The sequence below is a fragment of the Streptomyces sp. NPDC048565 genome, from assembly GCF_040650935.1.
In the GTDB taxonomy this organism is placed as follows: Bacteria; Actinomycetota; Actinomycetes; order Streptomycetales; family Streptomycetaceae; genus Streptomyces.
In genome coordinates this window covers 1-23,810 of the sequence record NZ_JBEZIH010000021.1, presented here as the reverse complement: position 1 = coordinate 23,810, position 23,810 = coordinate 1, and the positions used below count along the sequence as shown (strand labels likewise).

At 68.0% G+C, this 23,810-nt stretch carries 21 protein-coding genes and 1 tRNA gene; 10 read left to right on the top strand and 12 right to left on the bottom strand.

Annotation, left to right across the window (positions count from 1 at the left end; translation table 11 throughout):
- Positions 1-46: 46 nt before the first annotated feature.
- The 3 genes from AB0C75_RS24010 to AB0C75_RS24000 form a co-directional block, all read right to left on the bottom strand.
- Positions 47-1,279 (bottom strand): hypothetical protein, encoded by a 1,233-nt coding sequence (locus AB0C75_RS24010; protein ID WP_362893750.1) that lies wholly within the window; start codon positions 1,277-1,279, stop codon positions 47-49.
- 391 nt (positions 1,280-1,670) lie between these two features.
- Positions 1,671-1,994 carry a hypothetical protein gene (locus AB0C75_RS24005; protein ID WP_362893749.1) on the bottom strand — a complete coding sequence of 108 codons (324 nt, stop codon included), beginning with the start codon at positions 1,992-1,994 and terminating at the stop codon, positions 1,671-1,673.
- A gap of 178 nt (positions 1,995-2,172) precedes the next feature.
- Positions 2,173-3,402, bottom strand: coding sequence for a helix-turn-helix domain-containing protein (locus AB0C75_RS24000; protein WP_362893748.1), 1,230 nt, complete (start codon positions 3,400-3,402; stop codon positions 2,173-2,175).
- 279 nt (positions 3,403-3,681) lie between these two features.
- On the opposite strand from AB0C75_RS24000, the gene AB0C75_RS23995 reads away from it, so the two are divergent.
- Positions 3,682-4,524: a DUF1932 domain-containing protein gene (locus AB0C75_RS23995; protein WP_362893747.1), complete on the top strand. Its 843-nt coding sequence runs from the start codon at positions 3,682-3,684 to the stop codon at positions 4,522-4,524.
- Positions 4,525-4,559: 35 nt separating this feature from the next.
- Here the strand turns inward: AB0C75_RS23995 and AB0C75_RS23990 are convergent, their stop codons facing one another.
- The 4 genes from AB0C75_RS23990 to AB0C75_RS23975 all read right to left on the bottom strand — a co-directional run bounded on the left by AB0C75_RS23990 (position 4,560) and on the right by AB0C75_RS23975 (position 9,193).
- Positions 4,560-6,260 carry a mobilization protein gene (locus AB0C75_RS23990; RefSeq protein ID WP_362893746.1) on the bottom strand — a complete coding sequence of 567 codons (1,701 nt, stop codon included), beginning with the start codon at positions 6,258-6,260 and terminating at the stop codon, positions 4,560-4,562.
- A complete protein-coding gene (gene mobC, locus AB0C75_RS23985) occupies positions 6,257-6,781 on the bottom strand; it encodes a plasmid mobilization relaxosome protein MobC (RefSeq protein WP_362893745.1) in 525 nt (174 codons plus the stop codon). Before mobC ends, AB0C75_RS23990 begins: the two co-directional genes overlap by 4 nt.
- Positions 6,782-7,004: 223 nt before the next feature.
- Positions 7,005-7,778, bottom strand: a complete 774-nt coding sequence (locus tag AB0C75_RS23980) for a DUF2637 domain-containing protein (RefSeq protein ID WP_362893744.1) — start codon at positions 7,776-7,778, stop codon at positions 7,005-7,007.
- A gap of 188 nt (positions 7,779-7,966) precedes the next feature.
- Positions 7,967-9,193, bottom strand: a complete 1,227-nt coding sequence (locus tag AB0C75_RS23975; protein WP_362893867.1) for a DUF3631 domain-containing protein — start codon at positions 9,191-9,193, stop codon at positions 7,967-7,969.
- Between the two features lie 308 nt (positions 9,194-9,501).
- Between AB0C75_RS23975 and AB0C75_RS23970 the strand changes: the two genes are divergently transcribed.
- The 4 genes from AB0C75_RS23970 (at position 9,502) to AB0C75_RS23955 (ending at position 12,764) form a co-directional block, all read left to right on the top strand.
- A complete protein-coding gene (locus tag AB0C75_RS23970) occupies positions 9,502-9,987 on the top strand; it encodes a helix-turn-helix transcriptional regulator (protein ID WP_362893743.1) in 486 nt (161 codons plus the stop codon).
- A 193-nt stretch (positions 9,988-10,180) separates the two neighbouring features.
- Positions 10,181-10,399 (top strand): helix-turn-helix domain-containing protein, encoded by a 219-nt coding sequence (locus AB0C75_RS23965; RefSeq protein WP_014046958.1) that lies wholly within the window; start codon positions 10,181-10,183, stop codon positions 10,397-10,399.
- Positions 10,399-11,556 (top strand): tyrosine-type recombinase/integrase, encoded by a 1,158-nt coding sequence (locus AB0C75_RS23960; protein WP_362893742.1) that lies wholly within the window; start codon positions 10,399-10,401, stop codon positions 11,554-11,556. Before AB0C75_RS23965 ends, AB0C75_RS23960 begins: the two co-directional genes overlap by 1 nt.
- A 359-nt stretch (positions 11,557-11,915) precedes the next feature.
- Positions 11,916-12,764: a hypothetical protein gene (locus AB0C75_RS23955; protein WP_362893741.1), complete on the top strand. Its 849-nt coding sequence runs from the start codon at positions 11,916-11,918 to the stop codon at positions 12,762-12,764.
- Positions 12,765-13,025: 261 nt separating this feature from the next.
- Here AB0C75_RS23955 and AB0C75_RS23950 read toward each other — a convergent pair.
- A tRNA-Gly gene (locus AB0C75_RS23950) sits at positions 13,026-13,099 on the bottom strand.
- Between the two features lie 465 nt (positions 13,100-13,564).
- Here AB0C75_RS23950 and dcd point away from each other — a divergent pair.
- Together dcd and AB0C75_RS23940 are read left to right on the top strand one after the other, a co-directional pair.
- Positions 13,565-14,140 carry a dCTP deaminase gene (gene dcd, locus AB0C75_RS23945; protein WP_362893740.1) on the top strand — a complete coding sequence of 192 codons (576 nt, stop codon included), beginning with the start codon at positions 13,565-13,567 and terminating at the stop codon, positions 14,138-14,140.
- 6 nt (positions 14,141-14,146) lie between these two features.
- Positions 14,147-14,647 carry a phosphoribosyltransferase gene (locus AB0C75_RS23940; RefSeq protein WP_362893739.1) on the top strand — a complete coding sequence of 167 codons (501 nt, stop codon included), beginning with the start codon at positions 14,147-14,149 and terminating at the stop codon, positions 14,645-14,647.
- A gap of 114 nt (positions 14,648-14,761) precedes the next feature.
- Here AB0C75_RS23940 and AB0C75_RS23935 read toward each other — a convergent pair whose 3' ends face one another.
- On the bottom strand, positions 14,762-15,166 hold the full coding sequence (locus AB0C75_RS23935; RefSeq protein ID WP_362893738.1) for a type II toxin-antitoxin system PemK/MazF family toxin: 405 nt from the start codon (positions 15,164-15,166) through the stop codon (positions 14,762-14,764).
- Between the two features lie 164 nt (positions 15,167-15,330).
- On the opposite strand from AB0C75_RS23935, the gene AB0C75_RS23930 reads away from it, so the two are divergent.
- Positions 15,331-16,569 (top strand): IS701 family transposase, encoded by a 1,239-nt coding sequence (locus AB0C75_RS23930; RefSeq protein WP_362893866.1) that lies wholly within the window; start codon positions 15,331-15,333, stop codon positions 16,567-16,569.
- A 90-nt stretch (positions 16,570-16,659) separates the two neighbouring features.
- Here AB0C75_RS23930 and AB0C75_RS23925 read toward each other — a convergent pair whose 3' ends face one another.
- The 3 genes from AB0C75_RS23925 to AB0C75_RS23915 form a co-directional block, all read right to left on the bottom strand.
- Positions 16,660-17,586: a Yip1 family protein gene (locus AB0C75_RS23925; RefSeq protein WP_362893737.1), complete on the bottom strand. Its 927-nt coding sequence runs from the start codon at positions 17,584-17,586 to the stop codon at positions 16,660-16,662.
- Between the two features lie 267 nt (positions 17,587-17,853).
- On the bottom strand, positions 17,854-20,121 hold the full coding sequence (locus AB0C75_RS23920; protein WP_362893736.1) for a (Fe-S)-binding protein: 2,268 nt from the start codon (positions 20,119-20,121) through the stop codon (positions 17,854-17,856).
- Positions 20,122-20,212: 91 nt separating this feature from the next.
- A complete protein-coding gene (locus AB0C75_RS23915) occupies positions 20,213-20,773 on the bottom strand; it encodes a sugar transferase (protein WP_362893735.1) in 561 nt (186 codons plus the stop codon).
- Between the two features lie 421 nt (positions 20,774-21,194).
- Here AB0C75_RS23915 and dnaK point away from each other — a divergent pair, with 421 nt between their 5' ends.
- Complete coding sequence (dnaK, locus tag AB0C75_RS23910) at positions 21,195-23,054, top strand: molecular chaperone DnaK (protein ID WP_362893734.1); 1,860 nt, start codon at positions 21,195-21,197, stop codon at positions 23,052-23,054.
- Positions 23,051-23,701: a nucleotide exchange factor GrpE gene (grpE, locus tag AB0C75_RS23905; RefSeq protein WP_362893733.1), complete on the top strand. Its 651-nt coding sequence runs from the start codon at positions 23,051-23,053 to the stop codon at positions 23,699-23,701. The genes dnaK and grpE overlap by 4 nt, the downstream gene beginning before the upstream one ends.
- The last annotated feature ends 109 nt before the right edge of the window (positions 23,702-23,810 follow it).

Here is a 23,810-nt window from a genome sequence, read left to right as displayed (position 1 = left end):
TCACGCTAGCGCCACCACCCGGCGCGGCCCTCTTCGTGCAGGTGAATCAACCGGCTTGCTGCTTCAGGAGATTGACGAGTGCGGGCAACGCCTCAGCGGCGGTGGCCCGGCACACCAGGTCACCGTCCTGGGGCCCCTCCAGCGGGTACGGCATGAACTGGCCGTCGTGCCAGAAGCCCTCCGGGTCCAGGTAGACGACCTGCATGCCGCGAGCACGGGCGCGAGCCTGGACCTTGCGCCGGTCGGCGTGCAGGCCGACGACAAGGAGGGCCTTGGCGCCGTCGACCCACTCGACGTCGGGTACGGCCTGGTCGTAGCGGCGCATGAAGCACTCGTCGAGCCCTGCGCGTGCGGCGAGCACGTCGAAGTTGTTGGTGATGACCGGACCGATGAGGTGCCCGGCGTCCTTCAGCTCCTTTAGCGCCCACATAGCCGGGGTCGGCTCGGCCAGGAAGCAGGCACGGAACATCTCCACGAACTCCGCAGTCTTCTCCTCCGGCTCCGTCAGCACCTCATGGAGGAGAGTGTCCGCTGCCGGAGAGAGGGTGAAGCGGTGCTCCCGCGGCTCGTGGCCCTGGCGGTCGGTGACTCGGTAGATCTCGTGGAGCCGGTGCAGGGGCGGGATACCGGCCTCGACCGACGTACCGCATCCGATCTCCACCTGGAACGGCCGTAGGTCCGCGAGGACGGATAGGTCCGGCACGCGGGTCGGCGTGCCGGGGCGGTCTTTGCGCCGGATTCCGGTGGAGAGCACGTTCCACGGCAGTTGCCGGACAGCGGGCGGCGGTGCGTAGGACACAGAGGCGATCTGCACGTCCAGGCTCCGGTAGCCAGCTGGGAGGGTGCGGCCCGCAGCGGCGTCCTGGGGGTGGACGTCGTGCTCGGTGATCCGGCACTTCAGATCCCGTCGGGTCCATAAGAATCCACCGGGAGCCTCCTTCCAGCCGCCAGCGGCGAGCGAATCGCACAGGGCGTCGTGGTGCGCGGCGACCTCGTCGGCCGGGGCGGACGCGGAGTGATAGAGGTACAGGTCGGTCAAGCCGATGGCCAGCGCAGCCGTGGTGGGCACCAGTCCGTACCGGTAGCGGTAGTGGATGATCCGCCGCCGTGCGTCGTCGGAGGCCGCCCAGCCGGACTGGCCGGCGGTGGCCTTCTCCTGGGTGCGGCGCCAGATGCCTTCTTCGATGTAGCGGGGGCGGTCGGCGTCGCCGAAGTACGTCTTCCAGACCTGCTGCTGGTCGGGGACGAGCTGGTCGATGACGATGTACGGGATGTCCATGATCCCTCCCTGGGGAATCACGCGTGGATGTTCCAGATGGCTGACGAGGTGCAGGCCGTCCCGCTCCGGGCAGCCGAAGCCGCGCTGAGCGGGGCGGTTCTTCAGCGCCGCTCGACGAGAGAGCAGCGTGGGAGGCTCCGGCGGTCGAGCGCGGGCAGACGGCGCCGGTATCGGGAGCGGCCTCAGCGGTCGGAGGGCAGGCTCGCGTCCGGTGCGACGGCGGTGGACCGATGGCCAGCTCCTTCAAGGAACGGGCCGGCGTGCTCACGCAGTGCCCAGACCGGGCCGACCAGGCCGACGACGGCCAGAAAGGTGAACGCGATTCGGCCTCCGTGGTCGGACCGTGCGGTTCTGGACGCGGCGTTTCGGGCATGGCGGCGCCGAGCCCCGGTCACGAGGTGCCGCCGAGGGTGTGTTCGTGGTCGACGAGGAGGCGGCTGGTCTGCGCGTACAACCGCTCCAGCTCAGCAGAGGTGAGGATGAGCGCGCCGTCGAGGGTCGAGCCGTCATCGAAGTGGAACTCGACGGGAACCGACCCTTGCTGGGCCCTCGGGTCGTAGACCGCGTCCCGGCCGGCCAGCAGCGTGGCGTGCGTGGCCTTCACCCGCACGGGCTTGAGCGTCGTCCCGTCGGCGGGCGCGGACCACTGGGCCCCGCCCCCGGGAGGGCGCAGGTGGTAGGTCGTGGCGGAGCCCTCACCAGGGAGGGCGACCACGACCCCCACACGGTCGTCACGGGCGCTGTCGGTGGCGAGGTCGCCGAGCCGGGGAACGAAGGGAGCTGCCGTACCTAACCCGGCTCCCTGGGAAGGGAGGTGGGGAGAACGTCGTGGCGTCATGCCCTGAAGTTAGGGTCAGGACAAACCTCGAATATGAGCCGGAGGAATACGACCCCTATCCGTCCAGGTGGAAGCGGTCGGACATGCGCCGCAGCTTCTCCCGCGTGGCTGCTCGTTCCGCGTAGACGATGCTGCGGAGCGTCGAACGGGCGATGGGGTGGTTCCGTACGAGCTGGGGCGCGATCCGCTCAGCCGTCTCCAGCTCGGCCAGGGCCTTTCCCCGGTTCCCGTCCCACAGCCAGGCGCGCGCGACGTCCATGTGGTGATGTCCCTGACGGGAGTTGGGCAGTGACCCGACCAGTACTGGGCTGGTTCGGCGGTTTATCTCCAGTGCCTTGCCCTGCTCGCCCATTTCCAGAGCCACGCTGATCGCGTGGATCTGCACGTTCCCGGCGGAGAACGTCAGCGAATGCCGGTCGTACACAGGTGCCCCGACGTACGCGTCCATGCGTTCGGCAGCGTCCTTCGCGTGTCCGATCCGGTCCTCGGCCTCCGAGGCGCGGCCGGCTCGGGCAGCAGAGACCGCGGCCCGTAGCTGCAGCGTGCCCCAGGCCCGCACGGCCAGCGGCTCGCCACGGTCGTACTCCTGCTCCACCGAGGTGATCGCCTTGTCCGAGAGCGTCAGAGCGTCGGCCCAGTCAGCCGTCGCCCACATGTCCCAGACCCTCATCCAGTCGGCGACGGCGGGCAGCACCGGATCCCCCGACAACCTGGCTGACCATGCGGCCCGCTCGCAGGCCATGGCGACCAGTTCGGGGTGCCCGAGGGAGTGGGCGGCGGTGTGTGCGAACTTGCAGCACACGGCGTAGATGGCATACGCCTCCTCCCGCTCGTGCCCCTCCGACTCCTCAGCCAGGGCACGCGCCTCGCGGAACAGGTCCGGGAGAACCCGGAGAATCGCCACGTTGGAAGCGGTGTCCCGCAGGCGGTGCAGCCGGGTCACCTCGCGCCACAGCTGGGATGAAGGTCGCGGAGTCCCGTCGAAGACGGGGACGAGGTCGTAGCGGCGCAGCTCGCGCAGGATCGACGAGGCGGCAACCTGCCACTGGTTGTCGTCGGGGGAACTGCTGTACGGGCGCCCGATCAGGTCGTTCGGATGGACGTGCAGCTCCGCGGCCACCTGGTTGAGCAGTCCGACCCTGTCCAGCTCGATCAGGCCACGTTCCATCTTCGACACCCAGCCCTGCGACTTCCCCAGGGCCGTCGCAAGGTCGGCCTGCGGCATACCCAACCGCAGCCTCGCCCTGCGGACGCGCTTGCCGATCTCCTCGGCTTCCTCCAGCATCAGGACACCTCCCGGCCGCCGGACGATCCGGCGCGATCGCCGGTCTGTCCGTACAGAGTTCGTCTTCAGCACGGTACCCATGACGTGGCTTGCGCGTGAGACGAGCTGCAGGGACAGGGCTGCCACGCCGTGTCCTTGGTTTGCCGTTAGGGACCAACACGAGGCAGGCGAACTTTTGCATTACCGGCGACCGGCCCGTCCGAGCCAGGTGCGCTGCTCTACGGCAGTGGATCATGTTGATGAGGAACACACCACGTCGCATTTCGCCGGAGGCAGCCAGTGACCGTCGTGACCGTCTTGCACCCGGGATCCATGGGCGCGGCGGTCACCGCCGAGCTTGTCACCGGCGGCCACGACGTGGTGTGGGTTTCCAAGGGCCGCAGCGAGAACACGTGGCGACGCGCGAGGGAGGCCGGAGCCGTGGCCTGCGACTCCCTTGCGGAAGCGCTGTCCCGTAGCGCGGTCGTTCTCTCGGTCTGCCCACCGCAGGCGGCGGAGGACGTGGCAGCGGCCGTGGCTGCACACGCCTTCGCTGGGGCGTACGTCGATGTCAATGCCATCAGTCCCCAGCGCGTACAGCGCATCGCGGAGGAGATCCGCCCCGGCTCCGAGGTCGTCGACGGCGCAGTCTTCGGTCCGCCGCCAGGTGAAGGGCGTACGGCACGGCTCTATCTCGCGGGGGCCGGCTCCGCAGTCGACCTGGTGGAGCCGCTGTTCACGGACTCTTCGCTGGATGTGCGCCGGGCAGGCGAGACCATCGGTTCCGCTTCCGCCCTGAAGATGGCCTTCGCCAGTTACCAGAAAGCCGCTCGTACTCTCGCAGGGGTCTCCCACGCGCTCGCACACGCCCATGGAGTCGGCGACCAGCTCACGGCTGAAGCCGAGATCATGGTCTCTGCGATCCTCTCCGATCCGGGGTACCTGCCGAGCGTGGCTGCCAGGGCGTGGCGCTGGGCGCCCGAGATGGAAGAGGTCGCCGAGACTCTCCGGGCGGCCGACCTGCCCGCCGACATGGCCGAGGCTACGGCTCGGGCCCTTTCGTTCTGGGAGCAGGACAAGGACCAGTACGACTTGCCGGTCGCGCAGGTCCTCTCTCAGCTCCGGTCAGGAAGAACCACTTGACCCCGCTGCCGCCGAGAGTGCCCGCCCAGGGTTGATCACCTACGCCGAGGCCGAGAGGTAGCGGTGGGTGCGGCCGGTGGCGCAGGCTGCGGGAGAGCTACGGGGCGTAGGACGGTGCTACGTGCCTGTGCCGCCTGAGCTTGCCGGCTTGGAGCGGGCCTCTGCGAGAGCCGTTGTACGCGCCAGGCCAGTGTGCGTGCCGGGGAGCGGGCGTCGTCGAGGGCGCGTTCGTCGGCTGCCTGTCGCAACAGGCGTACAGGATCGTGGCCTGCGGTCTCCGCGGCGGCCAATGCGGTGGTCAGCGCATCGGTGGCGGGGTCGGCGAGGATTTGGTCGGCGTGTGCGGGGGCGCTCTGGCGGATGAGTTGGGCGTACCGGACTGCGACCCCCCGAGACAGTCGATGCTGGCCCGCGGCAAGCAGGTGCCCGGAGGAGGTTCGCTCGTGGGCGGCCTGGGTGTGGAGCAGGGTCTGGTGGGCGGCGGAGGTCTGCTGGTTGTGCTGTCGTTGCTCGTGCCAGCGGGCGGCGGCGATGACGGCCAGGAGTGCGGCATCGAGGAACATCGCCAGGAGAGCTCCGTCCTTGGGCGAGGGCTCGCGGAGTATGGCCTTCACAGCCCCGCGCAGCGCGCGGGCGTGGTGGTGGTCGGCGTGGATACGTGAACGGGTTGCCCGTTCGAAGGCAGAGGCCGCTGCTCGGAGTTCGGTACGAATGTCCGGTGGTGCGGTGAGAGCTACGGCGTCGAGTGCTTCGCCGAGGGCGGCCAGGTGGGCCTGGGCGGCTTCGGCGTCCGGCCGGCCGAGGTGGTGGGGGATGCGCTCTGTGGCTGCGGTGGCTTGGTGCCACGGGTGCGGCCGTAGATGCCCGTTGGGATTGTCGGCAGGGATGTCTGCTGCGGCGAGACGGCTCTGGATCTTGGGGAGGGAGAGGTCCGGTGACAGCGTGGAGCCGGAGAACCACACCGGTTCTCCTTCGGCGTTCGTGTCGTGTTCCAGGGCGACTTTGTAGCCGCGTGGTTCTCCGGAGGGAAAGTGCAGGACCTCGACGAGGACGCTGCTGGTGCGGGTGAGTAGAGCGAGGAACTCCTCGGTGGTGGTGGCAGCAGCCGCTGCTGTGCGGACAAGGGTGCGCAGGCGTACGCGGGCAGGCTTGTCACGGCCGGTGCGGTGGGCCTTCTCCCGCTCGGCGCGGGTGGGCCGTTTTGCGGCGGTGCGGTCTCCACGTACGACTTGGAAGAGGCCGTATTCCTTCTCGACGGCTGCGAGTTCGCGGTCGGCGGTGAGGTAGTCGTTCCAGTGGCGTGCGGTGCGCAGGTCGCCTCGGATCTTGGTGGCGGCGATGTGGATGTGGTCGTCGGCATGCCGGACGGCGACCCATCGGCAGCCGTCGGGATCGTCTGTCGGTGCGATGCCGGTTGCTGTGACGACACGACGGGCGATCTCCGCCCACTCGGCGTCGTCGAGGATGCGGTCGCCGGGTGCTGCGCGGACGGAGCAGTGCCACACGTGCTGCTTCGGGGCCTGGCCGAGTCGCTTGGCCTGCTGCACGCGTAGGTCGAGGTCGGCCACGAGCAGCTTCTTCGTGGCGGCGATGTCGTCGGAGCGGCCGGGGTCGGGTGCGAAGCCGTCCCAGGAGGCGACGAGGTGCGGGTCGGTGTGTTCGTTGGCCCGGCCGGGGCCGTAGAGGTAGTGGATGAGGCCGGCTGTGCTCTTGCCGCTGCTGATCTTCGCGATCACCGTGGCCCCTTTGTGGCGGCGGCCTGAGTGGCGGCTGCGGCGATGTGGCGGATGGTGGTGCCGACCGTGCCGAGGGCGTGTTCCGCATGGTCGAGGAGTGCGGTGTCTCCGTGGTGTGGACGGTCGCCGGAGTTCAGCTTCTTGGCGATCTGGTTGACGTTGTGGCCGATCTTGGCGACCTCACCGCGGAGGGCTGCGAGTTCGTCGATGTAGTCGTCGAGCTGGGTGCGCTGACCGGGCAGGGCGAGGTCCCCGTGGATGTGGGCCATGACGACGGCGCCGACGTAGTGGGCGGCGGCGATGTTCAGTGACCGGGCCACAGTGAGGATCGCTGTCTTCTCGTCGGTGCTGTAGCGGACGTCGACGCGTTCCTTGCGTTGGGTTTCTTTGCGCTGGCGGCGGCGTGCGACTCGGTGCAGTGCGGCGGCTTCGGCGGCACGCTTCGGCAGCACAGTGCGGGGGGTGGCGTCGACGGGCTTGTTCCGGTCGGGCACCCCCTGGTGCCCGAGCTCCTCCGCCACCCCCGGGGCGGAGGCATCTGCGTTGGACCGGCCTGTGGACGGTCCAACGCCATACCTTGCTCCGCCTGATGCCGGGGTGGCGGTCATCTGCTGCTGCGCTGACGAGGGTTCGTGGTCGAGGCTGTGCATGGGGGCTCCTGCAAGCGGTGGTGGAGGGAGAGGGCCCGTTCCTCCCGTGCTGATTCAAGGGAGGAACGGGCTGGGGTGACGTGCGGTGCGAGGTTCAGTCGGTGCTTGTGGTGACGGCGTCGAGTTCGGCCTGCAGCAGGTCCTTGACCTTGTCCAGGCGGGCGCGTGACATGCCGAATCCGCTGTCCCGGATCGCCTTCTCGACGTTGCGGCGAGAAACGCTGTCGCCTCGTCCGAGGGGAGCCGTGCGGCCGATGGCCACGGCCTGCTCCAGGGAAACGCTCGACTGCTTGCCTCCTGACTCACCGGGCTGCTGCGGCACATCGGTGTCCGTGCCCGTGGTGTGTGGTGGCGCGAGCTCACCGATGGTGTGTTCCGCGGCGGGGGCGTGGCGGTCGTCGCTGTTGTGGCGGTCGGTGGCTGTGGGCCGTCGCGCTACGAGGAGGTAGAAGTGGACGGCTCCCGCCAGGGCCAGTGGGGCGATGGCGGAGATGACTCCGACGGTGATGTCGTCGAGGGCGAGGCTGGTGTGGCGGGTCTGCTGGTTGAGGCGGACGGCGTGCAGGACGTTGGCCCAGATGCTTGTGGCGGTGGCGACGCCGACCAGGGCGGAGACGTAGAGGCGGGCGGACAAGGGTGCGGTCCGCAGGATGAGCAGGGCGCCGATCCCGATGGCGATGAACCCGTCAATGACGAGCGGGAAGGCATAGGTGAGCGCCCGGTGGATGTGGCTGGCGGCGGCCATCTGACGCAGCGCGTCGTAGGACAGTGCGAAGGCGGCCACGGCCAGCAGCGACACACCCGTGCGGATCGCGGTGGCCAGTGGCAGGGGGGCAGACGGGGCCGCGGTGATGGCGTGGGAGGACAAAGGGAAATGCTCCAGAGTGCGGGGTGCGGCTGAGGTGGCCCTGAGGGCGGGGGACCCGTCACGACTTGTCGCGTGCCTGGTCAGGGCTGGTACGAGTGCGGCGGTAGTGACGAGTCGACTCGTCACCGGACCGCGACTCGTCACCGCGCTGACCTGCGCGGAGACGGGTCGTGACGGGTCGTGCCGGGTCAGGCCCCGGTCGTCGTTTCGGGTGTGGGCTCGGGGCAGTAGCGGGCCCAGGAGTCGGCGAACTGCAGGCGGGTGAAGCCTCGGGCCTGAACGTTGCCGTGGAAGCGGCGGGTGACCGAGCTGATGTCGTACTCCTTGAGCAGGAGTTGCAGGCCCCGAGGGGTCAGTCCGTGGGTGGTGTACTCCGCCCAGGGCATTTCGTCGTCCTGGTTGAGGATGTCGAGGAGCCGGCTGGTGCGGAGTGCCGGCGGGTTGCCTTCAGTGGTGAAGGCGCGGCGGATGTCGGCCAGGAGGCGGATGCCCAGGCTGCTGCGGTCTTGGTCGTGCTCGGCTTCGTGCTTGGCCATGATCTGGCAGGCGGTGCGGGCGAGGTCCGGCCATGCTCCGCCGGCGAGATCGGCGACGCTCACCAGCGGCTGCCATGTGTCGGCCGCCCGGTCTTCGACCGGCATGGCCGGTGTCAGCTCCATCGCCTCGGCGTGCAGGGGAGTCAGCCAGGCGACGAGCCGGTCACGTAGCGCGTGGAGGGGCGGGGTGTCACGGAAGGTGCGGAACTCCGCCACCTTCTCGCCCGGCCTGCGGCGCCGCATCCGGATGACGATCGACCGGTCCATGATCGTGTCCGGCAGGTCGCCGATGCCGGCGAGAGCCGCCATGGCGAAGGTGGGGAACTTCGATACCTCGTGGTTGGGTCCGGAGACCCGCAGGGTGGGGCGGTTGCGCTGGTGCCCCGCGTTGAGCAGGCCACGCATCTCCTCGTTCTTCTCCGCGACCTTCGCGGAGCCGAAGAGCGTGTCGGCCTCGTCGACCAGCAGGGTGGGCGGCGTGGCGGTGATCGACCGGAACACCGCGGCGGCCGACGCGTTGACCGTGATCAGCGGATTGTGGACGCTCTCGGTGATCACGTCCAGCAGCCGAGACTTGCCGCACCGCTTCGCCGGCCCCACCACGGCCAGTCGCGGAGCGTGCTGCCACGCCGTCTGCAAGTGCGTAGCCGCGACCCACAGGGTCACGGCCGTGAAAGCCTCCCCGCTCGGCAGTACGACGTAGCGGCGAATCTGCTCCCGCAGCTCCGCGAGCACCGCCTCACCCTCGGACGGCGGAGCAGGTTCGGGCTCCTCCGCCGACAGCCGTACGGGCTCGGTGGGGCGGCCGGGTATGGCCACCGGCGGCCACAGGGCGGCGGTGTTCGGAAGGGATGGCGTGCTCTGGGCGGGATCGTCCATACTGGACACGTAGCTCCTCCGCTTGCGGGCCAATGGGACGGCAATCCCGGCCTCGCAGGTCAGTCGTTCAGGGATGGGCGGCATGAGGTTTGCGCTCTGAGCCCCTCGGTGTTGGGTCACCGGGGGGCTTTTTGTATGTCGGGGCTGGTTGGAGGCATGCCTCAGCGGATCGGTGCGGTCTGCTGGGGTGCTTTACAGTACCACGGACTATGCGGATGGCATAGCGCTATGCGATCGGCAGAACGGATGCTAATCTTGTTCCATGCCGAACAACCGGCGGTACACGCAGCGAACGGGAGGAGGGGGCGATGCCGGATGACGAGGGAAACCCTGAGGGCGTGCTCCTCAGCGGCGAGGAGAACGCCGCTGTGCGGGTCAAACTGGAGCGCGAGAAACGCGGCTGGAGCACCACCACGCTGTCCGACCGCATGAACGACGTCGGCTTCGACATGAACCCGTCTGCGGTCTGGCGCATCGAGAACCGCAAGCGCCGGATCAACCTCGATGAGGCCATCGGGTTCGCCGAGATCTTCGGCATCCCGCTCAGCAACTTCGTCGGGCCGCCCAGCCTGGCGACCATGGGCCGTGCCATGGAGCTGATCGACAACGTCGTCGCCGCCTACAGAGCCTCCAACCGTGCCAACCACGAGGCACGCAAGGCCCGCGACCAGCTCGACGCCTATCTCGCCGACCACCCGGACATCCGCGAAGAGGCTGACGTGATGGTCTCCAACGCCATCGCCACCGAACTGATGAAGAGCAACGAAGAGTACGGGCCTGCCTCCGACGCGTAGCGGCCCACTCCACCAGGCGCAGCGGGAACGCAAACCCCTGCTGTGACCGTCCTGCCCATCTCATCCCATCCCTGAACGACACGAGGCCAGGCGCGGGGTTGCCGCCCCATCCGCCGGCCGGAACCGGAGCACTCACTTGCGCCCTTCGGCGATACCGCACGCCCCCGTTCAGCCCCCGCGACCGCAGGGGGAGGTGACCACTACCGACACCCTCCTCACCGTGGAGCAGGCAGCCGAGCGCCTGGGCACCGGCGTGCGCTTCATCCGGCGACTCATCCAGGAGCGCCGCATCCGCTACGTCAAGCTCGGCAAGCCCGTACGGATCCCTGAGAGCGCCATCGCCGCGTACATCGAGGAGCGCACCGTTCCGACTCTCGGCGACGCGCGTTCCCGTTTCGGGAAGGCCGCCTGATGGCGGCCCGCAAGCCGCAGCGGCGGCGCGAGTTCGGCACCGTTCGTCAGCTCTCGTCGGGGCGGTGGCAGGTGCGCTACTGGGCCCCGGACGGCAGCCGTCGCACCGCCCCGGAGACCTTCGAGACGCGTACCGAGGCCCAGACCTGGCTCACGCTGACCCAGGCCGACATCGAGCGCAAGCACTGGGTTGATCCCGACGCCGGCTCGATCAACTTCGAGACGTACGCCATGAAGTGGGTCGAGGAGCGCGGGCTCTCCGCCACCACGCAGGAGCTGTACCGAAGGCTCCTGCGCCTGCACCTGCTGCCCGCATTCGCCACGGCGAACCTGGATGGCATCACGCCGCCAGGCGTGCGCACCTGGCGGGTCGAGCGGCTGGCGGCTACCGGTGCGACGACCGTCGCCAAGTCCTACCGCCTCCTCAAGGCCATCATGGAGACGGCGACCGACGACGAGCTGATCCGCCGCAACCCCTGCCGCATCAGGGGTGCTGGCAGCGAAAGGGCCAAGGAGCGCCCCACCGCCACCGTCGAACAGGTCGACGCGCTCGCCGATGCCATGGGACCGAGGTGGCGGCTGATGGTCTACTTCGGTGCCTACGGGCCCATGCGCCCGGAAGAACAGGCCGCCCTCCGGCGCCCCGACGTCACCCTCGAACCCCTCGCGGTCAAGATCCGTGACGCCGCCCCCGAACTGACCACCGGACGTCGCGTCGAAGGCGACACCAAGTCGGCCGCCGGAAGGCGAACCGTCTTCCTCCCAGCCTTCCTGCACGTCGAGGTGAAGCGACACCTCGACTGGTACGCCGAGAAGAAACCCAATGGGCTCCTGTTCGTCGGGGAGAGGGGCGCACCCTTCCGCCGGTCCACCTTCGGCCGCAAGTGGCGCAGGGCTCGGACCAAGGCCGGCTTGTCGGAGGGCTTCCGCTTCTACGACCTCCGGCACACCGGCCACACCCTGTCCACCCAGTCCGGCGCCACGCTCAAGGACACGATGGTCCGCGCCGGCCAGTCCTCGGAGAAGGCTGCGCTGATTTACCAGCACTCCGATGGTGAGCGGCAGCGGGAGGTCGCGGACGGCATCAATGACCTGGTCCGTGCCCAACGGATCAAGGCAGCGGAGGTCGTTGGGTCGCAGAGCGCTCGCGAAGCCTAACGAGCAGACCGGCTCGGGGCTGTCCGAACACAGCCCCGAGCTCGATACGTTTCGGAGTCCTGCCGACGTGCCGCGTGCTTCCGCAGCGGCGAAATACGCCTCCGGAATAGCCATCTTCGGTCTTGCTGTCAGACGTTGCATCTACGCTGCCTCTCACCGAGGACACTGGGGGAACGGTGAGTGGTGCAGGATCGCCGCAGCGATGGCATCCAGTACAGAGAGTGCACAATCGGCAGGTTGAGAAACATGTGGGACGGGCGGAAAGGGCTGCCGCTGATCTGGGTGTCGCCTTCGATACGCACAGTGTCCGTAAGGCACTTGGATTTCGATGGGTCCCCTATCTGCTGAGACTGCGGCGAGTGCTGATCTTCTTCGTGGTGCTGGGCGTTACAGCCGTTGTTACCTACCGCCCGGCTTGTCGACCTGGCGGGATCCTCGATGTTGGTCCCACGTCTTGCGGGTCCTACTCTGCTTACGTTCTCGGACCCGGGGGCGACCCGCGGGCGACTGGGGTCTTCGTCTGCGCCTCGTTGGTCCTCGTTTTCGTGTGGTCGACATGGCGCGCGGAGCACATCGCGCGGTGCTACGAGCCGCTCTACCCACTCCTCAGCTTGCTCTCGGCCAGTGGGGATCTGGTCGGTATGGCGGAAAGCCATTACACGGATGCAGGGCGACTCCGAAAGAAGGTCTGGAGAGTTGGTCTCCCTCTGCGGGAGGTCGCCGGAGACGCTGCATCTGCGTTCGGGGTTAGCCGGGTAATCCGAAAGGAACTCGTGAGCCACGTACGGCTGGTGGAGACGACGTTTACGCAGGCGGCGGACGAACTTCTGCGGGATCGCGAGGGCGCGGCGCGGAAGCTTGGTCTGCTTGCCGCGACTGCCGCGAGCAGCATCGCCGCCGATCGCTTTCAGGAAATCCTCCCGGAGGCGCTGCTCCCGAGCGGGGAATCTGGAGAGGGCTCGTTGGCACCTGACCGGGTGGACGGCCTCCGCTTGGCGAAGGCGTGCACGTGGTCGGTACTCTGCGTAACGCTCTTCTCGCTGCTCCTCGCGGGGCTAGGTGTGCCGGCGGAGCTGATGGTGCCATTGGCGATACTGGCCTTCCCTGTGGCCGTATACGTGCTTTTGGCGGCGCGGTATGGGCTCAACGAGGCGTCACGTCTGACGCGAAGCATCAGCACGTTCTTCTCTTCGGGACCTCCGCTCTGACGCTGGCTGCTCGTACATGGCTGTGCGAACCGCTGTCCATGTCGAGTGGAGAGTTCCCGCTTGACCGCCCGAACGGTGACTCAGGGCACAAGGATTACGTCTCGTGATCCGAGATGCCCGGATCAGTCTTTCCTGGAGTGGGTCGCGAACGGCTCGCGAAACAGCGCCCCAATGGCGACTTAGGGCACGGGGAGGGCACGGAGCACCCTGGGTGGTCTAGACAACAAACAAGGCCCTGGTCGCTGACCAGGGCCTTCATCATGGAGCGGGTGACGAGAATCGAACTCGCGCTCTGAGCTTGGGAAGCTCATGTTCTACCATTAAACTACACCCGCGAAGCACGCCGGTGATCGGCCGTGCATCGTCCCGTACTGTACCTCATCGCAGGCCCCCGGCGTGTTCGCCGTGGGGTCTGTGTGGCGTTTCGGGGGGTGGACGCGGGTGTGGGTGCGGGGAGTTGGGGGCGTAGCGTGGGTGGGCGGAGTGCCGCCTGGAGTGGCGTCCCGTTCATCCCCTAATGTGGCGGTCTCGTCCAAGGCTGGTTGGGGAAGGGACTTGATGGAGTCGATGGAGCGCACCGTCGTCCGCTGTGCCGAAGGGCACGTTTTTGCTACCTCGTCGTTCCCGATGCAGCAGCTCGGGTCCGAGCGGATCGGCCCCGGGCGGCTCATCCGCTGTCCGCGGTGTGCGCGGTTGAGGCAGGCCGTTCCTGTGGCGTTCGAGGAGCGGTAGCGGCGTGAGGCAGGCGCGCGGGGCGGTCCGGTTGGGGTCGGCTCGCGCGCTCTGCGTATCCTCGGTGCGTGCTTCTCTCAGATAAGGACCTCCGGGCCGAGATCGATGCCGGGCGGGTTCGCATTGACCCGTTCGACGCTTCGATGGTGCAGCCCTCGAGCATCGATGTGCGGCTCGACCGTTACTTCCGGGTGTTCGAGAACCATCGCTATCCGCATATCGATCCCGCCGTCGAGCAGATCGACCTGACCCGTCAGGTCGAACCGGACGGTGATGAGGCGTTCATCCTGCACCCCGGGGAGTTCGTCCTGGCCTCGACCTACGAGGTCATCTCGCTCCCCGACGATCTTGCGTCGCGGCTTGAGGGCAAGAGTTCGCTCGGCCGGCTCGGACTGGTGACGCATTCCACCGCCGGGTTCATCGACCCTGGGTTCTCGGGGCATGTGACCCTGGAGCTGTCGAATCTGGCGACGCTGCCGATAAAGCTCTGGCCGGGAATGAAGATCGGGCAGCTGTGCATGTTCCGGCTGACGTCGCCCTCCGAATTCCCGTACGGGTCCGAGCGTTACGGATCGCGTTATCAGGGCCAGCGAGGGCCGACCGCCTCGCGTTCTTACATGAATTTCCATCGGACTCAGGTGTGATACGACGTGGCTGGTGAGATGCGGGAGAATCTGACGTACGACGCCTTCGGGCACGCCGTGCGTGAGCTGGCGCAGTCGGTCGCCGACGACGGCTACGAGCCGGATGTCGTGCTGAGCATCGCGCGGGGCGGGGTCTTCGTCGCGGGTGGTCTGGCGTATGCCCTGGACTGCAAGAACATTCATCTGGTGAACGTCGAGTTCTACACCGGGGTCGGGACCACGCTGGAAATGCCGGTGATGCTGGCGCCCGTTCCCAATGCAATCGACTTCACGCGGAAGAAGGTGCTCATCGCCGATGATGTCGCCGACACGGGCAAGACGCTGAAGCTGGTCCGTGACTTCTGCATCGATCATGTGGCCGAGGTGCGCAGCGCAGTCATCTACGAGAAGCCGCATTCGCTCGTGAAATGCGAGTACGTGTGGAAGAAGACCGATCAGTGGATCAACTTCCCGTGGAGTGTGGAGAAGCCCGTCGTGCGTCGTTCGGGGCAGGTTCTCGACTCCTAGTACTCCAGCCGTAGATCGTGATCTCGGTGGTGAGGGCTGAGGCGGCAGGTGGCTAGCGTCGATCATCTCGCCCGAGATCGCCCACGCCGTCGCGAGCGTCAGCTTCTTCTCCGTCTACCCGAGTTCACCGAGACGGAGGGCATCCCTTATCTCGCTGAGCTTCGCGGTCGTGGCCGGGGGCCGCTCCTGCGCTTGTTCAGCGAGTCGGAGGGCGTCGTCAATCTCGCTGAGCTTCACGGAGGACAGGACGGCCGCCCGCTCTATCAGGTCGTCCCGGGACACAGTGGTCAGCCACGTGCACGGGGTGAAGCCTGGACGCGGGAGCGCGAGCCGCAGCACGCCTTCGAACGGCAGTCCTTCACCAGCGCCGACCGTCACTTCGATGCCCCAACCGCTGATGTCGACGCCCGCCGGAGCGACGACCTGCATCACCCGGATCCCGGACGTGTCGTCTCCCGACAGCAGTACGACCAACCGGCGCTCGTCGAACTGGACCCACCAGACTTCGCCACGTTGCACAAGTCCTCCAGACACATGACGGCAGACAGACGCTGCGCGCCCCTGACGCTGTGGAGACGGGTGCGGCCACCGTTGATCATCGGTGTGTGAAGACTGAAGATCATGCGGTGGCCGCAGGTTACAGCGTAGACCCTGCCCGCTGGCAGGAGGCGTTCGAGGGCCTGATGGCCCGGATCGCGGGCCGGTTCGCACGGGTCGAACCCCGACGTCGGGTCGGGCGGTTGGTGCTCGGGCTGCTGTCGGACCTGCCGCGCAAAAACTGCTGGACCATCGCAGAGTGGGCCGGAGAGAGCACCCCGGACGGCATGCAGCACCTGCTCGGGCGGGCCAAGTGGGACGCCGACCAGGTCCGCGACGACGTGCGGGCCTACGTGGTGGAGCATCTGCGGGACGACCAGGCGGTTCTGGTGGTCGACGAGACCGGCGACGTGAAGAAGGGCACCGACACCGTCGGTGTCCAGCGCCAGTACACCGGCACGGCGGGCAGGATCGAGAACGCGCAGGTCGCCGTCTATCTCGTCTGCGCCGGCCGCCGCGGACACGCCGCGGTAGACCGGGAACTGTACGTTCCGCGTTCCTGGACCTCGGACCCCGACCGCTGCCGGGCCGCCGGCCTCGGTGACACGACCGAATTCGCAACCAAACCGCAGCTTGCCGCCCGCATGGTCACCCGATTCCTGGACGCCGGCCACCGGGCCGCCTGGGTCGCGGGAGACGAGGTCTACGGCGGCAACCCGACGGTACGCGCCGCGCTGGAAGAACGCGGCACCGGCTACGTCCTCGCGGTGGCCTGCTCGCACGAAGTCACCACAGGCGCCGGGAAGTTCCGCGCGGACACGCTGGCCAGGAAGGTGCCCAAGAGGGCATGGCAGAAGCTGTCCGCAGGAAGCGGAGCCAAGGGCCACCGCTTCTACGACTGGGCCGTCATCGACCTCACCGACCCCCGGCCCGGGAGCCGGCAGTTGCTGATCCGCCGCAACCGCAGCACCGGCGAACTCGCGTACTACCGCTGCTACTCGCCGGCCACCGCAGTGCCGCTAACCACCCTGGTGCGCGTCGCTGGATCAAGGTGGCGGGTCGAGGAGTTTTTCCAGTCCGGCAAGGGCCTGACGGCCTTGGACGAGCACCAGGTCCGCCGCTACCCGTCCTGGTCCCGCTGGGCCACCCTGGCCATGCTCGCGCACGCCTTCCTCGCCGTCGTCCGAGCGAACGAACACGACCGCGATCCCGCACCAGACGCCCTCATACCGCTCACCTGCAACGAGATCCAACAGCTGTTCATCACGCTCGTCATCCGGCCTGCCTTTGACCCAGTCCACCGGCTCGGCTGGTCCGACTGGCGACCCCGCCACCAGGCCCGATCCCAGACCAGCCACTACCGGCGGCAAGCCACTCGAACGTGAAGATCACGATCTACGGCTGGAGTACTAGGCGTGCGATGGTACGAAGAGATGGGCCCCGGTGCGCAGCACCGGGGCCCTCGTCCGTTCGGATCAGATCGTGCCGAGCTTGATGATCGACAGCAGTGCGACCAGCTGGATCGCGGAGGCGCCCAGTGCCTTCGGCCAGGGCAGGTCGTGGGACTTGCTCACCATCGAGGTGAACAGTGCTCCGGCGGCCAGCCAGGTCACCCAGCCGAGGATCTGCACCAGGGAGTTCTCGCCGCCGAGGAACAGGGCGAAGACCAGGCGCGGTGCGTCAGTGATGGACATGATGAGCATCGACAGCCCCACGGTCGGCTGCCAGGAGCCGGTACCGCCGAGCTGGCGGGCGAGCGTGTGGGTGACCGCGCCGAGTACCAGTCCACCGATGACGAAGCCGATGCCCGTGAAGATCACGTACGGGGCGGCCGTGGAGACCTCCGCGTGGATCGCCTCGTCGCGGGCCTGGTCGAAGCCGAAGAGCGCGAGCAGGCCGTAGATGAAGGTGACGACGAGCGCGGTGCCCCAGACGGGGTAGTCGCGCATCTGCCAGAACGTCGGTCCCGGCCGCATCACGATGCCGCTCAGCAGCTGCTTCCAGTGCAGCCGCGGCCCCGAGGGCTGCGCGGGGGCCTGGCCGGCCTGGTAGGTGTTGCCGTCGCTGTACGGGTCCTCGCCGATGCTGAACGCCTGGGTGTGCCCCGGGGCGTTGGCGTAGGGATCCTGTTGCGGCGGCTGGTGGTACGGGTCGCCGAAGTACTCCGGTTCGCCCTGCCCGCCTGCGTACCCGTTCCCACCCCCGTGTCCGTTGCCCCTCTGCCCGCCGCTGTACGGGGCGCCCTGGGGGCCGCCGTACGGTGCGCCGTTGCCTCCTGCCGGAGGCCACGGCTGCCCGCCGTACGGCGGCGGTGATGCCTGCGCGCCGTACGGCTCCTGCTGCTGCGGGTGTTGTTGCGGTGTGCGGTTGTCCCGGCCGCGTCCGATCCTGAATCCAGCCACCCATCGAACGTACCTGGTCCGGGTGGGCGCGGTGTGAGGGCGGGGGAACACAGGTCCCATTGCGGCCTAGCTGTGACATCCCCTAGGGGAACCCTGGGGTGCTTGCGGCACCCCCGTGCGCCGCCCCGGGAGCACCCCCGTGCGGCCCGGCGGCATCCCGTGCGGCCCGGCAGCACCCCCGTGCACGCTCCGGCGGTACCCCCGGACGCACCGGAGCGGCCGGTCCTGCCCCCGAGGCAGGTCCGGCCGCTTCCGTGAGAGGGACGGCTACTGTACGGGCGCGGGTTCCGGCTGGTCGGCCGTCTCCGCGTCGCCCGCCGGGTCGGCGGGCGTCTTCACCGATTCGAGGAGCAGCTGGGACACGTCGACGACCTGCACCGACTCCTTCGCCTGGCCGTCGTTCTTCTTGCCGTTGACCGAGTCGGTCAGCATGACGAGGCAGAACGGGCACGCCGTGGAGACGATGTCGGGGTTGAGGGAGAGGGCTTCGTCGACGCGCTCGTTGTTGACGCGCTTGCCGATCCGCTCCTCCATCCACATCCGGGCACCACCGGCGCCGCAGCAGAAGCCGCGCTCCTTGTGGCGGTGCATCTCCTCGTTCCGCAGACCCGGAACCTTCGCGATGATCTCGCGCGGGGGCGTGTAGATCTTGTTGTGGCGGCCCAGGTAGCAGGGGTCGTGGTACGTGATCAGACCCTCGACCGGGGTCACCGGGATCAGCTTGCCCTCGTCCACCAGGTGCTGGAGCAGCTGCGTGTGGTGGATGACCTCGTACTCGCCGCCGAGCTGCGGGTACTCGTTGGCGATGGTGTTGAAGCAGTGCGGGCACGTCGCGACGATCTTCTTCGTCGCCTTCGGCTTCTTCGTCTCCGGCTCGTCGTCGTCTTCGCCGAACGCCATGTTCAGCATCGCGACGTTCTCCTGGCCGAGCTGCTGGAAGAGCGGCTCGTTGCCCAGGCGGCGGGCGGAGTCACCCGTGCACTTCTCGTCGCCGCCCATGATCGCGAACTTGACGCCCGCGATGTGCAGCAGCTCCGCGAAGGCCTTCGTCGTCTTCTTGGCCCGGTCCTCCAGGGCGCCCGCGCAGCCGACCCAGTAGAGGTAGTCGATCTCCGAGAGGTCCTCGACGTCCTTGCCGACGATCGGGACCTCGAAGTCGACCTCCTTGGTCCACTCGACGCGCTGCTTCTTGGCGAGCCCCCAGGGGTTGCCCTTCTTCTCCAGGTTCTTGAGCATCGTGCCCGCCTCGGACGGGAACGCGGACTCGATCATCACCTGGTAGCGGCGCATGTCGACGATGTGGTCGATGTGCTCGATGTCGACCGGGCACTGCTCCACGCACGCACCGCAGGTGGTGCAGGACCACAGCACGTCGGGGTCGATGACGCCGTTCTCCTCGAGCGTCCCGATCAGCGGGCGCTCGGCCTCCGCGAGGGCCGCCGCCGGGACGTCCTTCAGCTGCTCCTCGGTCGCCTTCTCGTTGCCTTCCATGTCCTTGCCGCCGCCGGCCAGCAGATACGGGGCCTTGGCGTGCGCGTGGTCGCGCAGGGACATGATCAGGAGCTTCGGGGAGAGCGGCTTGCCGGTGTTCCAGGCGGGGCACTGCGACTGGCAGCGACCGCACTCGGTGCACGTGGAGAAGTCGAGGATGCCCTTCCAGGAGAACTGCTCGACCTGGGAGACACCGAAGGTGGCGTCCTCGTCCGGGTCCTCCCAGTCGATCTCCTTGCCGCCGCTTGTCATCGGCTGCAGAGCGCCGAGCGCGACGTCGCCGTCGGCGTTTCGCTTGAACCAGATGTTCGGGAAGCCGAGGAAGCGGTGCCAGGCGACACCCATGTTGGTGTTGAGCGAGACCGTGATCATCCAGATCAGCGAGACGCCGATCTTGATCATCGCGACGAAGTAGATGAGGTTCTGGAGCGTGCCGAGCGCGATGCCCTTGAAGGCGAGCACCAGCGGATACGAGACGAAGTACGCGGCCTCGTAGCCGCCGACGTGGTGGATCGCGCCCTCGAGGCCGCGCAGGGTCAGGATCGCCAGGCCGATGACGAGGATGACGTACTCGACGAAGTACGCCTGCCAGGCCTTGGAGCCGGCGAAGCGGGACTTGCGGCCCGCGCGCGAGGGCAGGTTCAGCAGCCGGATGGCCATCAGCGTGACGATGCCGAGCACCGTCATGATGCCGATGAACTCGATGTACAGCTCGAACGGCAGCCATTCACCGATGATCGGCAGCACCCAGTCGGCCTTGAAGAGCTGCCCGTACGCCTGGAGCAGCGTCGGAGGCAGTGTCAGGAAGCCGATGGCGACGAACCAGTGGGCGAAGCCCACGATCCCCCACCGGTTCATCCGGGTGTGGCCGAGGAATTCCTTGACCAGGGTGATCGTGCGCTGCTTGGGGTTGTCGGTGCGGCTGCCTGCCGGCACCGGCTGTCCGAGACGGACGAACCGGTAGATCTGCGCGACGGCTCGGGCGATGAGCGCAACGCCGACGACAGTCAGCACCAGCGACACGATGATCGCGGCGAGTTGCATGTGGGGCTCCTCGGGCCTGCGAGGGTGGGATCCAGCGCGTACAAGCGATTACTAAGCAGTAACTTAATCAGTCTGTGCTGACACTATCCACTTATTCCGCCACGCTGTAGCCGCGCAGGCGGTGATCTGTGTCGCTCAGGTGGGCCTTCCCGGGACGTCGCGGGCCGCGGAGCGCCGCGCGGAGCGGGATGCGTGCGGATTGCGCCAGGATCGCCAGGTCGAGCCCTGTCCCATGATGCTCTGCGTAGTGCGCGTCCAGGAGGGCGGGTTCGTCCCAGGGCATCCCCGAGCGGGAGCGCACCTGGGCCAGGCCGGTCAGGCCGGGCCGGACGCTCTGGCGCCAGTGCCCGCCGGCGGGGCCGAGGCGGGCGGCCTCGTCCGGGGTGAGGGGTGCGGGACCGACCAGGGAGAGCTCGCCCCGTACGACGTGGGGCAGCCGGGACAGCAGGTCGAGCCGGAGCCGTCGGGTGCGCAGCGAGCGCAGCTCGAAAAGGTGGCCGTCGAGGCCGAGGCAGATCTCGCGCCTCAGCAGGCCTGTCCCGGTGCGGGGCGGCCGGAGAGCCAGTGTCAGGGCGGCGAGGGCGAGTGCGGGAGCCGCCAGGAGCAGGAGGGCCGAGCCGAGGGCCAGGTCCAGGGTCCGTTTGGCCGTCATGGCCGCCAGGGGGTCGGTGATCCGCGTGAGGACCGCCGACGGCGCGGGGTGCCGTTGTCCTCGTGTCGCGGTCCGTGCCGCGGTTCGTGCCGCAGTCTGCTTCGCGTTCCGCATGGCGCCTGCCCGGAGTCGGTGGCGTGACGGTATGACCGTCTCGCTGCATTTTGTGACAGAACGATCCCACGGTGCGATGGTGGGAGGAGTGTGTGTGACGTGCGGCGCATCCCGGGTGTCGCGGATCGATGTGGCCCCGGTCGGCCCTGTTCGTTTGGCCGCAGGGCATCTGAATGTGGAAAATGCCTGCTCAGTGGGGTCGCGAGCACATAAGTTGAGCGTAAGTGGCTCAGGTCCTTTGACTCCAGGGTGGGTGTCATGCATCCTTGAGTCAGATCCACTCAAGTAGTCAGTTGGAGGAATTGAAATGGCACGTGCGGTCGGCATCGACCTGGGCACGACTAACTCCGTCGTCAGCGTTCTCGAAGGCGGCGAGCCCACCGTCATCACCAACGCCGAAGGCGCCAGGACCACGCCGTCCGTCGTCGCCTTCGCGAAGAACGGCGAGGTGCTTGTCGGCGAGGTCGCCAAGCGCCAGGCGGTCACCAACGTCGACAGGACGATCCGTTCGGTCAAGCGCCACATGGGCACTGACTGGAAGATCGAGCTCGACGGCAAGAACTTCAACCCGCAGCAGATGAGCGCCTTCATCCTGCAGAAGCTGAAGCGCGACGCCGAGTCGTACCTGGGCGAGAAGGTCACCGACGCGGTGATCACCGTCCCGGCGTACTTCAACGACTCGGAGCGCCAGGCGACCAAGGAGGCCGGCGAGATCGCGGGCCTGAACGTCCTGCGTATCGTCAACGAGCCGACCGCCGCCGCCCTGGCGTACGGCCTCGACAAGGACGACCAGACGATCCTCGTCTTCGACCTCGGTGGCGGCACCTTCGACGTGTCCCTCCTGGAGATCGGCGACGGCGTCGTCGAGGTGAAGGCCACCAACGGTGACAACCACCTCGGTGGTGACGACTGGGACCAGCGGGTCGTCGACTACCTGGTGAAGCAGTTCGCCAACGGGCACGGCGTGGACCTGTCCAAGGACAAGATGGCTCTCCAGCGTCTCCGCGAGGCCGCGGAGAAGGCGAAGATCGAGCTCTCGTCCTCGACCGAGACCACGATCAACCTGCCCTACATCACGGCGTCCGCCGAGGGCCCGCTGCACCTGGACGAGAAGCTCACGCGCTCGCAGTTCCAGCAGCTGACCGCGGACCTCCTGGACCGCTGCAAGAACCCGTTCCACAACGTCATCAAGGACGCGGGCATCCAGCTCTCCGAGATCGACCACGTCGTTCTCGTCGGTGGCTCGACCCGTATGCCGGCCGTCGCCGAGCTCGTCAAGGAGCTCACGGGCGGCCAGGACGCCAACAAGGGTGTGAACCCGGACGAGGTCGTCGCCATCGGCGCCTCGCTCCAGGCCGGTGTCCTCAAGGGTGAGGTCAAGGACGTCCTGCTCCTCGACGTGACCCCGCTGTCCCTCGGTATCGAGACCAAGGGAGGGATCATGACGAAGCTCATCGAGCGCAACACCACGATCCCGACCAAGCGTTCCGAGATCTTCACGACGGCCGAGGACAACCAGCCGTCCGTGCAGATCCAGGTCTACCAGGGCGAGCGCGAGATCGCGGCGTACAACAAGAAGCTCGGGATGTTCGAGCTCACCGGTCTGCCGCCGGCCCCGCGTGGTGTGCCGCAGATCGAGGTCGCCTTCGACATCGACGCCAACGGCATCATGCACGTCGCTGCCAAGGACCTCGGCACCGGCAAGGAGCAGAAGATGACCGTCACCGGTGGCTCCTCGCTGCCGAAGGACGAGGTCAACCGGATGCGTGAAGAGGCCGAGCAGTACGCCGACGAGGACCACCGCCGTCGCGAGGCCGCCGAGTCGCGCAACCAGGGCGAGCAGCTCGTCTACCAGACGGAGAAGTTCCTCAAGGACAACGAGGACAAGGTCCCCGGCGACGTCAAGACGGAGGTGGAGACCGCGCTCACCGAGCTGAAGGAGAAGCTCAAGGGCGAGGACTCCGCCGAGATCCGTACCGCCACCGAGAAGGTCGCGGCCGTCTCCCAGAAGCTGGGCCAGGCGATGTACGCCAACACCCAGGAGGGCGCCACGCCGGGTGCCGACGCTCCGGGTGACGACGGCCAGGCCACGGCCTCCGCCGACGACGACGTCGTCGACGCGGAGATCGTGGACGACGAGAAGGACACGAAGGGCGGTGCGGCGTGACCGAGGAGACCCCGGGCTTCGAAGAGAAGCCCGACGTCCCCTCCGGCGCCAACTCCGACGACGCCGAACCGGCGGCGGCCACCCCCTCCGACGAGGAGGCGGCGGCCCCGGCCGGGGACGTACAGCAGACAGCGGCCCTGACGGCGCAGCTGGACCAGGTCCGTACCGCGCTCAACGAGCGCACGGCCGACCTCCAGCGGCTCCAGGCCGAATACCAGAACTACCGTCGCCGCGTCGAGCGGGACCGGGTCATGGTCAAGGAGGTCGCATCGGCGAATCTCCTGTCCGAGCTCCTGCCCGTGCTCGACGACATCGGCCGGGCTCGGGAGCACGGCGAGCTCGTCGGAGGCTTCAAGGCGGTGGCCGAATCGGTGGAGACGGTCGTCGCGAAGCTGGGCCTCCAGCAGTTCGGCAAGGAGGGTGAGCCCTTCGACCCGACGATCCACGAGGCCCTGATGCACTCGTACGCGCCGGACGTCACCGAGACGACCTGCGTGGCGATCCTGCAGCCCGGGTACCGCATCGGGGAGCGCACCATCCGCCCCGCGCGGGTGGCCGTGGCCGAACCGCAGCCGGGCGCCACGCCCGCGGCGGCGAAGGAAGAGAAGGCAGACGACGAGGAGAGCGGTGGCACCGAAGAGGTCTGACATTCTGTCCGACCACTGCGGTGAACACCGACGGGGCGTGGGGGCGGGCCCCGGGGCCGCCCCCCCCCCCCGCGGGCCGGAGGGGGGGGGGCGGAGGGGGCCGAAGGCG

Excerpts from the sequence above, each read along its gene's own strand:
- AB0C75_RS23915 (WP_362893735.1), bottom strand. The coding sequence starts at position 20,773 with ATGACGGCCAAACGGACCCTGGACCTGGCCCTCGGCTCGGCCCTCCTG.
- AB0C75_RS24000 (WP_362893748.1), bottom strand. The coding sequence starts at position 3,402 with ATGCTGGAGGAAGCCGAGGAGATCGGCAAGCGCGTCCGCAGGGCGAGG.
- AB0C75_RS23920 (WP_362893736.1), bottom strand. The coding sequence starts at position 20,121 with ATGCAACTCGCCGCGATCATCGTGTCGCTGGTGCTGACTGTCGTCGGC.
- AB0C75_RS23930 (WP_362893866.1), top strand. The coding sequence starts at position 15,331 with ATGGCCCGGATCGCGGGCCGGTTCGCACGGGTCGAACCCCGACGTCGG.
- AB0C75_RS24010 (WP_362893750.1), bottom strand. The coding sequence starts at position 1,279 with ATGGACATCCCGTACATCGTCATCGACCAGCTCGTCCCCGACCAGCAG.
- AB0C75_RS23970 (WP_362893743.1), top strand. The coding sequence starts at position 9,502 with ATGCCGGATGACGAGGGAAACCCTGAGGGCGTGCTCCTCAGCGGCGAG.
- AB0C75_RS23960 (WP_362893742.1), top strand. The coding sequence starts at position 10,399 with ATGGCGGCCCGCAAGCCGCAGCGGCGGCGCGAGTTCGGCACCGTTCGT.
- AB0C75_RS23975 (WP_362893867.1), bottom strand. The coding sequence starts at position 9,193 with ATGGACGATCCCGCCCAGAGCACGCCATCCCTTCCGAACACCGCCGCC.
- dnaK (WP_362893734.1), top strand. The coding sequence starts at position 21,195 with ATGGCACGTGCGGTCGGCATCGACCTGGGCACGACTAACTCCGTCGTC.